The organism is Lysinibacillus sp. FW12 (genome assembly GCF_050817245.1).
Lineage (GTDB): Bacteria > Bacillota > Bacilli > Bacillales_A > Planococcaceae > Lysinibacillus > Lysinibacillus irui.
Map to the genome: position 1 here is coordinate 135,225 of NZ_CP139094.1, position 12,444 is coordinate 147,668.

The 12,444-nt window shown below is 36.9% G+C and carries 12 protein-coding genes; 10 read left to right on the forward strand and 2 right to left on the reverse strand.

Annotated elements, in window-relative coordinates; translation table 11 throughout:
- The first annotated feature begins 37 nt into the window (after nucleotides 1-37).
- Nucleotides 38-1,123, forward strand: a complete 1,086-nt coding sequence (locus tag SJW71_RS00705; RefSeq protein WP_274795090.1) for an acyl-CoA dehydrogenase — start codon at nucleotides 38-40, stop codon at nucleotides 1,121-1,123.
- A 49-nt stretch (nucleotides 1,124-1,172) separates the two neighbouring features.
- On the opposite strand, the gene SJW71_RS00710 is transcribed toward SJW71_RS00705, so the two are convergent.
- A complete protein-coding gene (locus tag SJW71_RS00710) occupies nucleotides 1,173-1,742 on the reverse strand; it encodes a DUF3267 domain-containing protein (protein WP_322605760.1) in 570 nt (189 codons plus the stop codon).
- 177 nt (nucleotides 1,743-1,919) lie between these two features.
- Here SJW71_RS00710 and rpsF point away from each other — a divergent pair, with 177 nt between their 5' ends.
- From rpsF to SJW71_RS00750, 8 genes are all read left to right on the forward strand, one after another.
- Nucleotides 1,920-2,207, forward strand: coding sequence for a 30S ribosomal protein S6 (gene rpsF / locus SJW71_RS00715; RefSeq protein ID WP_274795088.1), 288 nt, complete (start codon nucleotides 1,920-1,922; stop codon nucleotides 2,205-2,207).
- 43 nt (nucleotides 2,208-2,250) lie between these two features.
- Nucleotides 2,251-2,820 (forward strand): single-stranded DNA-binding protein, encoded by a 570-nt coding sequence (gene ssb / locus SJW71_RS00720; RefSeq protein ID WP_274795087.1) that lies wholly within the window; start codon nucleotides 2,251-2,253, stop codon nucleotides 2,818-2,820.
- 40 nt (nucleotides 2,821-2,860) lie between these two features.
- The gene (gene rpsR / locus SJW71_RS00725) at nucleotides 2,861-3,097 is read left to right on the forward strand and encodes a 30S ribosomal protein S18 (RefSeq protein WP_012296211.1); all 237 of its coding nucleotides are present in this window, start codon (nucleotides 2,861-2,863) and stop codon (nucleotides 3,095-3,097) included.
- 227 nt (nucleotides 3,098-3,324) lie between these two features.
- Nucleotides 3,325-4,266: a YybS family protein gene (locus SJW71_RS00730; protein ID WP_274795086.1), complete on the forward strand. Its 942-nt coding sequence runs from the start codon at nucleotides 3,325-3,327 to the stop codon at nucleotides 4,264-4,266.
- Between the two features lie 13 nt (nucleotides 4,267-4,279).
- Complete coding sequence (locus tag SJW71_RS00735; RefSeq protein ID WP_274795085.1) at nucleotides 4,280-6,250, forward strand: DHH family phosphoesterase; 1,971 nt, start codon at nucleotides 4,280-4,282, stop codon at nucleotides 6,248-6,250.
- A complete protein-coding gene (rplI, locus tag SJW71_RS00740) occupies nucleotides 6,250-6,696 on the forward strand; it encodes a 50S ribosomal protein L9 (RefSeq protein ID WP_274795084.1) in 447 nt (148 codons plus the stop codon). Before SJW71_RS00735 ends, rplI begins: the two co-directional genes overlap by 1 nt.
- 13 nt (nucleotides 6,697-6,709) lie before the next feature.
- Nucleotides 6,710-8,071 carry a replicative DNA helicase gene (gene dnaB, locus SJW71_RS00745; RefSeq protein WP_004233370.1) on the forward strand — a complete coding sequence of 454 codons (1,362 nt, stop codon included), beginning with the start codon at nucleotides 6,710-6,712 and terminating at the stop codon, nucleotides 8,069-8,071.
- 236 nt (nucleotides 8,072-8,307) lie between these two features.
- Nucleotides 8,308-9,597, forward strand: a complete 1,290-nt coding sequence (locus tag SJW71_RS00750; RefSeq protein ID WP_274795082.1) for an adenylosuccinate synthase — start codon at nucleotides 8,308-8,310, stop codon at nucleotides 9,595-9,597.
- Nucleotides 9,598-9,644: 47 nt separating this feature from the next.
- On the opposite strand, the gene SJW71_RS00755 is transcribed toward SJW71_RS00750, so the two are convergent.
- Nucleotides 9,645-10,508: a YitT family protein gene (locus SJW71_RS00755; protein ID WP_274797396.1), complete on the reverse strand. Its 864-nt coding sequence runs from the start codon at nucleotides 10,506-10,508 to the stop codon at nucleotides 9,645-9,647.
- Between the two features lie 379 nt (nucleotides 10,509-10,887).
- Between SJW71_RS00755 and SJW71_RS00760 the strand changes: the two genes are divergently transcribed.
- Nucleotides 10,888-12,351 carry a M23 family metallopeptidase gene (locus SJW71_RS00760; protein ID WP_312506361.1) on the forward strand — a complete coding sequence of 488 codons (1,464 nt, stop codon included), beginning with the start codon at nucleotides 10,888-10,890 and terminating at the stop codon, nucleotides 12,349-12,351.
- Nucleotides 12,352-12,444: the final 93 nt, after the last annotated feature.

Below are 12,444 nucleotides of genomic sequence, written 5' to 3' on the forward strand. Positions count from 1 at the left end.
ATGGACAGGGGCAATCTACAATGGTTGCCCTTTTTTGATGGATCCGTTATCAGAATTTTTAGTAATGGGGGCAGTTATACAAATGAATCTTTTACAGATTAAAGAACGTGGGTTAGAGTTTGAGCAGCTTGGAAAGCTACCACAAGATGTACTTGATTTTATTTATGAACAAAAATTGTTTAAATTGTTCATGTCAAAAGAATTAGGTGGTAAGGATTTAGATTTAGTGGAAGGTGTAAAAGTATTTCAGCAGATGTCAGCTATAGATGGGAATTTTGGTTGGCTAATTACAATTGGTACAGGGGGGAATGCGTTTATTCCAACCTTCAGTGCAAATGTTTGTGAGAAAATTTTTATGCCTAAGGATGCAGTCATAGCAGGTAGTGGTTATCCAACAGGAATAGCTGTGAAAGAAGAGGGTGGTTATGTTGTAACGGGACAGTGGAAGTACTGCAGTGGCTCCAATTATGCGTCTACTTTTACAATGAACTGCTTTATTGAAGAAGACGGGATCAAAAAAGATGAAATTATTAGTTGTTCAGTGAGTCCACAAGACGTTGAGATATTGAATGATTGGTGTGCGATGGGATTGAAGGCAACAGCCAGTCATACGATTCGTGTGAATAATATTTGGGTACCCGAAGAAGCAACGTTTCAACTAGGAGCAATAAAAAATAGTTATGGCAACTCAGTACATAGCTTTCCATTTGTAACTTTTGCGGAGGCTTCGTTTTTAAGCGTTTGTCTTGGTATTACCGAAAATTTCTTAGAAGAAGCATATAAATTAACAAAGCAACGAAATCATGATATCAATCGAGCTGAACGGATTGGGGCATTACAATTTTTATTGATGCAGCAGCAGAAGCATTATAAGCAATATGAGGAGCGGTTCTATACAACATTGACTTTATATTGGCAAAAACACCAACAGGGTGTCCTTTTAACAGAAGATGAACAATCTCAATTTACACAAATGAGTAAAGAGATTGCTGCTGCTTGCGTTGACATAGCAAATCATTTAATACGAAGTCTTGGTATGGAGGCTATTACAGAAACATCTACGCTTAATCGTATATGGAGAAATTTATATACCGCAGCTCAGCACGGATTTTTAACGCCTTAAAGAATAGATAGAATCTGCAGCTATTTATCTCAATGCTACAGATTCTAACTTATAGTGAGTTATCTTCGTTCTGTTGAGTATATACGTAAAGTTTCGGTAATTTAGGATCATCTCGTACAAGAGCCTGTTTTGGATATTTCCTTAATTCTTTATACATGGCAAAGTCACCTATTGCACCAGCCATTAAAAAAGCTCCTACGATTATTAAAACGGTACTATTAAAATAAAACCCAGCAATTGTCGGAAGAACACCAGTCGTCCAAAAAGGTAGTAATAATGCCTTTTTCATTGCTTGGTTGGAGAGAGGTTGTACTGTAGTCGCATAAGCAACACCAAGCTCTAAATTTATGCCATATTTTAAAGCCTTCAAGGGTACTTTGCCAAAAAACATAAAACCAATTAAATGAAATACCTCATGTAGAACAATAAAAATAATGTATAGAATCACAAAGAGTACTGTACCAACAATCATATTCCAAAAAGAAAAATGAAAATCTTTAAAGCAAATATATTGAATGGCTGTAAATAATATAACAAGACCACCTGTAATAACCAAATTATCAATCATCAATTTTTTTATATCTAATTCAATAACAATTGGCTCTTTATTTGGTAGCATTGAATCGCCCCTTTCATGGAAGATTACAATATATATTCTTATTATATACCGAATTATTAGTTTGCGACTTGAAAGATAAGTACCTATATGTTACAATTCATTGATGTGAGTAATAATATTACTTGCTCCTTGCTCCCTTACATAGGAGAGCCTAAGTCCATAAGGAGGTGTAAACAGATGAGAAAATACGAATTAATGTACATCGTACGTCCGAACATTGAAGACGAAGCGAAGAAAGCTTTAGTTGAACGTTTCAACGAAATCTTAACTTCTAACGGTGCAGAAGTCATCGAATCAAAAGAGTGGGGCAAACGCCGCTTAGCTTATGAAATTCAAGACTTCCGCGAAGGTTACTACCAAATCGTGAAAGTAAACGCTCCTTCAGAAGCAATTAACGAGTATACACGTCTAGCTAACATTAGCGAAGACATCATTCGCCACATTGCAGTTCGCGAAGAAGCTTAATTATTGACTTTTAACAAAACGCTGAAAAGGAGGTTGTATTCTGATGATAAACCGTGTCGTATTAGTTGGAAGACTAACAAAAGATCCTGAGCTACGTTATACACCGAACGGAATTGCGTCCACAAGATTTACAGTTGCTGTAAACCGTGCATTCTCAAATCAACAAGGTGAACGCGAAGCTGATTTCATTAGCTGTGTTGCATGGCGAAAACAGGCCGAAAACCTAGCGAACTTCATGCGAAAAGGAAGTTTAATTGGGGTAGAAGGTCGTATCCAAACGGGCAGTTATGAAGGACAAGACGGTAAGCGAGTATATACAACAGATGTCGTGGCGGATAGCGTACAGTTTTTAGAACCACGTAATGGTAGCGGCGCTGCTGCTCCTCAATACGGTGGTGGACAAACTTACGGTAATAACCAACCGTCATATGGCGGTGGTCAACCACAACAACAGTTTGGTGGCGCTATGCCAGGGCAGGGTTCCTATGGCGGCGATACTTATCAACAAAATCAACCACCTATGAATCAGCCGAATTATACACGTGTAGATGAGGATCCATTTGCGAATAGCAAAGGACCGATAGAAGTATCTGAGGATGATCTTCCATTCTAATGCTTCTATAATATAAAAAAAGATAAGGAGGAGACATACTATGGCACCACGTCGCGGAGGCCGCAAACGCCGTAAAGTTTGCTACTTCACTGCTAATAACATTACGCATATCGACTATAAAGATGTAGATTTATTAAAAAAATTCATCTCTGAGCGCGGTAAAATCTTACCACGTCGCGTAACTGGCACTAGCGCTAAGTACCAACGTAAATTAACTTCAGCTATCAAAGTATCTCGTATCATGGGATTACTTCCATTCGTAGCAGAAGATAAATAAGATTGATGACGTTAAGGTAACTGACCTTACATCAATTTTAAATACCAGCATATTACGATATTCGTATCGGGGTATGCTGGTTTTTTGTTATGGTAAACTGGAATTGGCAGTTGTTTGATAAAATTGATAACAAAGCATATAGTGATCTAAGCGATTTTTGTTCAACACTATGAAAAAATGGTACAATAAAGGATAGTAAGTTTGACTGAAAAAAAGGAAGGTTTTCAATGCCGAATAATCAAACAAAAGCGCTTGTCCAAGGCTCAATGATGGTTGCACTTTTTACGATATTAATGCTTATTTCTGCATATGTACCATTCATCTTTATAGTAGCTTTAATATTTGCTCCACTACCGATTGCTTGGTATAGCGCAAATTACAAGCGTTCCACATCCATACTTGTTGCAATAGTAGGCTGTATCCTAACCACGATAACAAGTGGAATATCCATGCTACCATTTGCCTTTATTTTAGGGCTAGTGGGTGTCGTAATGGGTAACGCAATTTATTTGAAGAAAAGTAAGCTCTTTTTATTTATGTCGACGGGGATTGCTAATCTAATTTCCATGGCAATTGTTTATATTGCTTATGTAAAACTGACGGGAATAGACTTTATTAATATGAGTTTAGAAGTAGCTCGACAAAATTACGAGCAATCAAATGAATTTGCAAAGAATGTCACTGGCCAGGTAGCTATAAATCCAGAACAGCTTGAGGCAATGTTTAAAACAATTGAGCTAACTATGCCTGCAACGATTACAATATCAGCATTTTTTGCTGGATTTATTATCATTACATTAAACTTACCTGCATTAAAACGACTGGGAGTAGATATTCCTAAGTTTGCTCCGTTTCAAAATATGAGATTACCACGCTCTATTTTATGGTATTACATGATTGTTTTATGCATTAATTTATTTATGCGTCCAGAGGCCGGATCTACGTTAGATATAATTGTATTGAATGTTTCTTATATATTATGGTTGTTACTCATTCTACAAGGGATATCTTTTATCCATTACTTCATTTCAAAAAAAGGGATGCCAAATGGGGTAAAATGGGTTGCTACTTTGTTAGCTATTCCATTATCATCCTTCATGATCTTACTCGGTATCGTTGATTTAGGCTTTGACGTACGTTCACTTGTAAAGGGGAAGACTAAAGAATAAGGGGCTGATTGTAATGGGTACTTTTAGAAAACGACCAATTCGCTATCCGCTTTTTGTTCTTTCCATATTTGGAATTGTGACGTTCGTGCTTCTATGTATTTGGAATATCGGGATAGGTATCGGTTATGGAATAGGTTTTGTTTTATTGATGGCTTACACATGGAAGGTCGAAAAGATAGCTTTTGAAGAAACTGAGAAGCATATTGAATCCATTTCCTTCCGTATGAAAAAAGTAGGAGAAGAGGCATTGCTAGAAATGCCGATTGGCATATTGCTGGTTAACGAGCAATATGAAATAGAATGGTCCAATCCATATATGCAAGGCATTTTAAATATGGAGTCATTAGTTGGAGAAGGTATTGTTAATATATCTGATGACATCTATGTACTAATGAAGACCGAAGAAACAAATGAGGCTACGATTACACTACGTGATCGGAAATATCGTGTTTATTATAAAAAAGAGGAACGTCTACTGTATTTCTTTGATATAACAGAACAGATTGCCATTGAAAAGCAATACTACGCAGATCGTACAGTTATCGCTATATTATTTGTCGACAATTACGATGAAATCACGCAAGCTATGGATGACCAACCACGTAGTTTAACCAATACGATGGTTACATCAATTGTCAATGAGTGGGCTGCTGAGCATGGCGTATTTGTAAAACGAATATCATCAGATCGCTTTTTAGCAGTGTTAAACGAATCTATTTTAACAGAGCTGGAAAAGAAAAAATTTGCTATTTTAGATACCATTCGAGAAAAAACAGCTCAAAAGAATTTATCATTAACATTAAGTATTGGTGTAGGAGCTGGATCATCCTCGCTAGTAGAGTTGGGTGAATTGGCACAATCGAGTCTTGATCTTGTTCTAGGACGTGGTGGAGACCAAGTGGCGATTAAACAACCTACTGGTAAACTTAAATTTTACGGTGGGAAAACAAATCCAGTTGAAAAACGTACACGTGTTAGAGCGCGCGTTATTTCACATGCATTGCGTGATTTAATTCAAGACAGTGACCAAGTGTTTGTAATGGGACATAAAAATCCTGATATGGACTCTATTGGGGCATCTGTTGGTGTACGGAAAATGGCACAAATGAATGATGTAAAGGGTTATGTCATTATAAACTTTGATGAATTAAACGGTAGCGTTACACGACTAATGAATGAAATCGAGAGTAAATCGGATTTCTATGAAAATTTCCTTACACCTGAAGAAGCTGCTGGGAAAATGACAGAAAAATCATTGCTTGTTATCGTGGATACTCATAAGCCTAATTTAGTAATTGATGCACACTTATTAAAACTAGCTGAAAAGGTTGTTGTGATCGATCATCATCGTCGTAGTGAAGACTTTATCGAAAATCCTACACTTGTTTATATGGAGCCGTATGCGTCGTCTACGGCTGAGCTAGTAACAGAGCTACTAGAATATCAGCCGAAGCGTGCGAAGATCAATATGCTAGAGGCCACTGCTTTACTGGCAGGTATTATTGTCGATACCAAAAGCTTTACACTTCGAACGGGAGCACGTACATTTGAAGCGGCTTCTTATTTACGGACGAACGGTGCGGATACAGTATTAGTGCAGCGCCTTTTAAAAGAGGATGTGGACACATATATTGAGCGCTCTAAAATTGTGCAAACAGTCAAATTTGTAAAACCTGGAATTGCTGTTGCTGTTGGTGAAGATTCGAAAGTGTATGACTCTGTCTTAATTGCACAAACAGCAGATATTTTGCTAACTATGAAAGATGTAAGTGCATCCTTTGTCATTGCGCATCGAGCAGATGGAAAAATTGGTATAAGTGCACGATCGCTTGGAGAGGTCAATGTACAGCTAATCATGGAGAGGCTCGGCGGTGGTGGACATTTAACGAATGCCGCCTGCCAAATAGATGCTAAATCCATTGATGGCGTGAAAAAACATTTAGAAGAGGCCATAAATGAGGTCATTGAAGGGAGTTCGGACTAATGAAAGTAGTATTTTTAAAAGACGTTAAAGGAAAAGGAAAAAAAGGTGAAATTAAAAACGTAGCTGATGGCTATGCACAAAATTTCCTTATTAAAAATGGCTATGCTGCAGAAGCAAATGCTCAAGCATTAAGTCAATTAGAGGGACAAAAAAAATTAGAAGCTAAAAATGCTGCTGCTGAATTAGCTGAAGCACAAGCGTTAAAAGAAAAAGTTGAAAAATTAACAGTTGAGCTAAAAGCAAAATCTGGTGAAGGTGGCCGTCTATTTGGCTCAGTATCTACAAAGCAAATTGCTGATGCATTACAAAAAGTGCATGGTATTAAAATTGATAAACGTAAGATGACTTTACCTGAAGGTATTCGTGCACTTGGTTTTACAAATGTTCCAGTAAAACTACATCATGAAGTATCAGCAACATTAAAAGTACATGTAACGGAAGAATAAGGAGCGACGATCCATGAGTGAACCGATGATGGACCGCGTTCCACCGCATAACCGGGAGGCGGAGCAATCGGTTATCGGTGCTATTTTCCTTGAACCACAGGCGTTAATAACAGCATCAGAAATTTTATTGGCCGATGATTTTTATTTAAATGCCCATAAGAAAATTTTCGAAACGATGCTGCGTTTGAGTGATCAAGGAAAAGCGATAGATGTTGTAACAGTTACGGAAGAATTATCAGCTAAAAAAGAGATTGAAGACGTTGGCGGGCTATCTTATTTACTAGAGCTCGCCAATGCTGTCCCTACAGCTGCCAATGTCGCACATTATGCAAAAATTGTTGAGGAAAAGGCACTATTACGTCGCTTAATTCGTGTAGCTACGAAAATCGTCGAGGACGGCTATACGCGTGAGGACGAAGTAGAGGCGTTATTAGGTGAAGCAGAAAAGAAAATGATGGAGGTTGCCAATCGAAAGAACGCAGGTGACTTTAAGCATGTTAAAGATGTGCTTGTGGAAACTTTTGATAATATTGAGCAACTGCAATCACAAAAGGGAGAAGTAACAGGAATACCTACTGGCTTCCGTGATTTAGATAACATTACTGCTGGCTTCCAACGCAACGACTTAATTATTGTTGCGGCACGTCCATCTGTAGGGAAAACCGCCTTTGCGTTGAACGTTGCGCAAAGTGTTGCCGTGCAAGCACGTGAAAATGTTGCGATCTTTTCTTTAGAGATGGGTGCAGAACAACTAGTAATGCGTATGCTTTGTGCAGAAGGTAACATAGATGCACAAGTTTTACGTACAGGTGCTTTAACTACGGAAGATTGGGGTAAACTAACGATGGCAATGGGTAGTTTATCGAATTCAGGGATATTTATTGATGATACACCAGGTGTACGTATCAATGAAATTCGTGCAAAATGTCGACGTTTAGCACAAGAAAATGGACTTGGAATGATCTTAATTGATTATTTACAGTTAATTCAAGGTAGTGGTAAGCCAGGAGAAAACCGTCAGCAAGAGGTATCAGAGATTTCACGTTCCTTAAAGGGATTAGCCCGTGAATTAAAGGTTCCTGTTATTGCACTATCACAGCTATCACGTGGAGTTGAGCAACGACAAGATAAACGACCAATGATGAGTGACTTACGTGAATCGGGAAGTATTGAGCAAGATGCTGATATTGTTGCCTTTTTATACCGTGATGACTATTACGATAAAGAATCTGAGAATAAAAATATGATCGAAATTATTATTGCCAAACAACGTAATGGTCCAACAGGAACAGTTACACTTGCTTTTAAAAAGGAATTTAATAAATTCATTAATGTGGATTGGTCACAAATGCCACCACCACCGCCGCGTGATTAGTCATCATTCAGATAAGTTGCCTCTTAAGTAATGAAATATTACCCATAGATTGAATTAATCTGAATGTTCGATAATATTCATATCATTCTGTTATTAAACACGAACGTTGAATCAGATTTTTTGATTATATGTTCGTGTTTTTTAACTTTTTTTTATTGACGGGGCGTTTCTATCATTGTTACAATGATTTAGGCTTAAAAATTGAGATACAAAGGTATCTAACGGAGGTGCTGATTATGACATCAGTAGTAGTTGTAGGAACACAGTGGGGAGACGAAGGAAAAGGTAAAATTACAGATTTCCTTTCGCAAAAAGCCGATGCAATCGCTCGATTTGCAGGTGGGGATAATGCAGGACATACCATTAAAATTGATGGTGAAACATATAAACTACATTTAATTCCATCAGGGATCTTCTATAAAGAAAAAACTTCAGTAATTGGTAACGGATTAGTTGTCAATCCAAAGTCATTAGTAACAGAGCTTAAAGGCTTACAAGAACGTGGTATTGATACAGATAATCTACGTATTTCTAATCGTGCACATGTTATTTTGCCTTACCATATTAAGCAAGATATCGCTGACGAAGCTAGTCGTGGGGAAAATAAAATTGGCACAACTTGTAAAGGGATTGGGCCTTGTTATCAAGATAAAGTAGCACGTATCGGAATTCGAATGGCTGACTTACTTGATAAAGATATTTTTGAGGAAAAACTACGTCATAATTTAGCCATTAAAAATAAATTATTTGAGAAATTCTATGAAGTTGAAGGCGTAACATTCGAAGAAATTTTTGAGGAATACTATGGTTACGGTCAAGAAATTGCAAAATATGTAACAGATACATCTAAAATTTTAAATGATGTACTTGATGAAGGCGGTAAAGTGTTATTTGAAGGGGCTCAAGGTATTTTACTTGATGTAGATCAAGGTACGTATCCATATGTAACTTCTTCAAATCCCGTAGCTGGTGGAGTAGCCATTGGCGCTGGTGTTGGTCCATCACGAGTGACAAGTGTTATTGGTGTATCAAAGGCTTATACTTCTCGTGTAGGAGATGGTCCTTTCCCAACAGAGTTATTTGATGAAGTAGGACAACAAATTCGTGAGGTTGGTCGCGAGTACGGTACAACAACAGGACGTCCACGTCGTGTAGGTTGGTTTGATACAGTAGTTGTTCGTCATTCACGTCGCGTAAGTGGTATCACACATCTTGCTCTAAACTCTATTGATGTTTTATCTGGCTTAGAAACAGTCAAAATCTGTACTGCCTATAATTATAAAGGTGAAACAATAACAGAGTACCCAGCAAATCTTCATATTATTGAACAATGTGAACCAATTTATGAGGAACTTCCAGGCTGGTCTGAGGATGTAACAAGCTGCCGAACTTTAGATGAACTACCTGATAATGCTCGCCGCTACGTAGAACGTATTAGTGAGTTAACAGGAATTCAAATTGCTACGTTCTCAGTTGGACCTGCTCGTGAGCAAACAAACGTTTTAGTTGATGTTTGGGAAGCATAATTTAAGATAAATGGAAATGGGCGTGCCATAAGTGGTACGCCCATTTTTTAGTGAATATCCTTCTTCTTAAAGCGACCACCCTTTACCTCTGCGATATTACCAATGGCTAAAAAGGCATTATCATCTATCTCAGCGACAATTGATTTTAGCTTAGATTCTTCTAACCGAGTAATAACTGTGAAGATGACTTTCTTATCGTTGCCAGTATAAGCTCCTTCCCCATGAAGGAAAGTAACACCACGCCCAAGTCGATCCATAATTGTTTGTCCTATTTCATCAATGTCGTCACTAATGATATAAACGGATTTTGATTCCTCTAATCCTTGAATCACAATATCAATCATTTTATAGGCAATATAGTATGCAATAATGGAGTACATTGCTTGTTCCCAATTAAAAACAAAACCTGCCACTGTGAAAATAAGGACGTTGAAGAACATAATAATTTCTCCAACTGAAAAAGGCGTCTTGCTATTAAAAAGAATGGCTAGTATTTCAGTTCCATCCAAAGAACCACCATATCGAATGACAATTCCGACACCAACGCCTAAAATCATTCCCCCAAAAACTGTAGCCAATAATGTATCTTCCGTAAATGGATGTATGTTATGTAAGACAAGGGTTGCTAAGGAGAGTACGGTAATACCTAGCCCTGTAGACAGTGCGAAAGTTTTACCAATTTGTTTATAGCCTAAGAAAATAAAAGGTAAGTTTAAAATGAAGATGAAAATACCAAGGGGTAAATTTAATAAATGAGATGTAATGATGGAAACACCGACAATGCCTCCATCCATAATGTGGTTGGGTACTAAAAATAATTCTAAGCCCAATGCCATTATAATCGCACCTAGTGACACCATAATAATTCTTAGGAAAATTTTATGCATATTCGTTCTCTGATGTCTCAACATTTTTGTTGGATTATCAGCGGTTTGTGAATCACTCAATTTAATCGCTCCAATCAAATAGTGTACCTTCTCTTATATTTTATCGGAATATTAAAAAAGTAAAAAGTATTAAGTCAAAATTCCCTTGAAAAAATTTAGAGATTAGTATACTCACTATTCAGCATTCACTTCATTAATTACCTAATATGTAGATAAAATATCAATAAATAAAAAGTATCTAAAATGTATTCTATGTAACAATTAGTAGTTAAATAATACATTTACATTACAAAAGGGTGAAATTATTCAAACGTTATTTTCTTTATGGTACATTATAAGGGTGCAAAAAATCCTTGTGGGTAAATCATCCTACTGAAGGGTAAAGTTGGAAGGGGCTTTATTGATGAATTCGTTTTTTAAAAGAAAAGAAGAAAACAATAGATTCACCTACAATTTTTCTTCTTTTAAAAAGGCTTCAATCGTTGCAGTTTTAATGACAAGCCTAACGATTAATATGGGTTTTGCCAAGGAATATGACAAAGAAAACTTAAATAAAATTTACCACGTTTATGTGGGGAATGAATATATTGGTGCAGTATCTGATGAGAAGGTAATTCAAGATATCATTGCATCTAAAGAAAAAGCAGCGAGTCAGCAATTTAAAGGGCTTTCTATTGACGCTAGTTCAGCTGTTAAAATAATCCCAGAACAAGTTTTTGTGAATGAAACAAAAGATGCAGAAACACTATCAAAGCTTAAGCAATCATTAGTAGCGAAGTCTGATGCATTTACATTATTAGTTGATCATAAACCAGTCGTATCGTTAAAGAATACAGAGGCTTATGAAAAAACTGTTCAGCTGTTAAAGCTACAATATGTTTCTCAGCAAGAATTAGATAAACTAGCGAATACCCAACAATCTATTAATAATTTACCTGAACTGCAAAATGGTGAATCGCGTCTTTTAGATATTTCCTTTAAACAGGGAGTCTCAGGATTATCACAAAAGGTTACACCAACTGATATTTTATCGCCTGAGCAAGCAGTAAAATATTTAATGACAGGTCATCTAGAGCAAGAAACATATAAAATTCAATCAGGTGATGTATTAGGTTCGGTTGCTAAAAAACACAATTTAACAACTAGTGAACTATTAGCTTTGAACCCTGGTATTACTGTGGATACAGTTTTACAAATTGGGCAAGCATTAAATGTTACAGTGGCAAAGCCATTTGTCACAATTGAGGTAAAAAAGGAAAAGAAAGTTGCAGATGTAATTCCATTTAAAAAAGTGGTCAAAGAAGACCCGACTATGTATAAAGGCGAAAAAGTGATTAAACAAGAAGGCGCTAATGGAAAAAAAGAAACAACCTATGCATTAACATCTGAAAACGGTACGCAAACATCGAAAGTAGCATTAGAAGAAAAAATCATTCAACAACCAGTAGATCAAATTGAAGTAGTTGGCACAAAGGTAATTTCTTCACGAGGTACTGGCGAATTTGCATGGCCAGCAGTTGGGGGCTATATCTCAAGTGGTATGGGTGAACGTTGGGGAGCCTTCCATCGTGGTATTGATATCGCTCGTCCAAGTAACTATAATATTTTAGCTGCTGATAATGGTATAGTTGTTGCGGCTGGTTCTTCAGGCACTTATGGTAATCGTATTGTTATTAATCACAATAATGGTTATACAACGCTTTATGGACATTTATCTTCAATTAATGTTGAAGTGGGACAAGTAGTGGAAAAAGGTTCTGTAATCGGCATAATGGGTTCAACTGGTAATTCTACAGGTACTCATTTGCACTTTGAAGTTGAAAAGAACGGTTCATTAGAAAATCCATTATCTTATGTAGGTCGATAAACGTGTTGAATAGAAGGCAGTCCGAATAGTGGACTGTCTTTTTCTATTATTTCCCGAGAAATAATTGTTGAAATATATCCTTTTATGTCACAG

Excerpts from the sequence above, each read along its gene's own strand:
- SJW71_RS00735 (WP_274795085.1), top strand. The coding sequence starts at position 4,280 with ATGGGTACTTTTAGAAAACGACCAATTCGCTATCCGCTTTTTGTTCTT.
- SJW71_RS00760 (WP_312506361.1), top strand. The coding sequence starts at position 10,888 with ATGAATTCGTTTTTTAAAAGAAAAGAAGAAAACAATAGATTCACCTAC.
- rplI (WP_274795084.1), top strand. The coding sequence starts at position 6,250 with ATGAAAGTAGTATTTTTAAAAGACGTTAAAGGAAAAGGAAAAAAAGGT.
- rpsF (WP_274795088.1), top strand. The coding sequence starts at position 1,920 with ATGAGAAAATACGAATTAATGTACATCGTACGTCCGAACATTGAAGAC.
- SJW71_RS00755 (WP_274797396.1), bottom strand. The coding sequence starts at position 10,508 with ATGTTGAGACATCAGAGAACGAATATGCATAAAATTTTCCTAAGAATT.
- SJW71_RS00710 (WP_322605760.1), bottom strand. The coding sequence starts at position 1,742 with ATGCTACCAAATAAAGAGCCAATTGTTATTGAATTAGATATAAAAAAA.
- dnaB (WP_004233370.1), top strand. The coding sequence starts at position 6,710 with ATGAGTGAACCGATGATGGACCGCGTTCCACCGCATAACCGGGAGGCG.
- SJW71_RS00730 (WP_274795086.1), top strand. The coding sequence starts at position 3,325 with ATGCCGAATAATCAAACAAAAGCGCTTGTCCAAGGCTCAATGATGGTT.
- rpsR (WP_012296211.1), top strand. The coding sequence starts at position 2,861 with ATGGCACCACGTCGCGGAGGCCGCAAACGCCGTAAAGTTTGCTACTTC.
- SJW71_RS00705 (WP_274795090.1), top strand. The coding sequence starts at position 38 with ATGGATCCGTTATCAGAATTTTTAGTAATGGGGGCAGTTATACAAATG.
- ssb (WP_274795087.1), top strand. The coding sequence starts at position 2,251 with ATGATAAACCGTGTCGTATTAGTTGGAAGACTAACAAAAGATCCTGAG.
- SJW71_RS00750 (WP_274795082.1), top strand. The coding sequence starts at position 8,308 with ATGACATCAGTAGTAGTTGTAGGAACACAGTGGGGAGACGAAGGAAAA.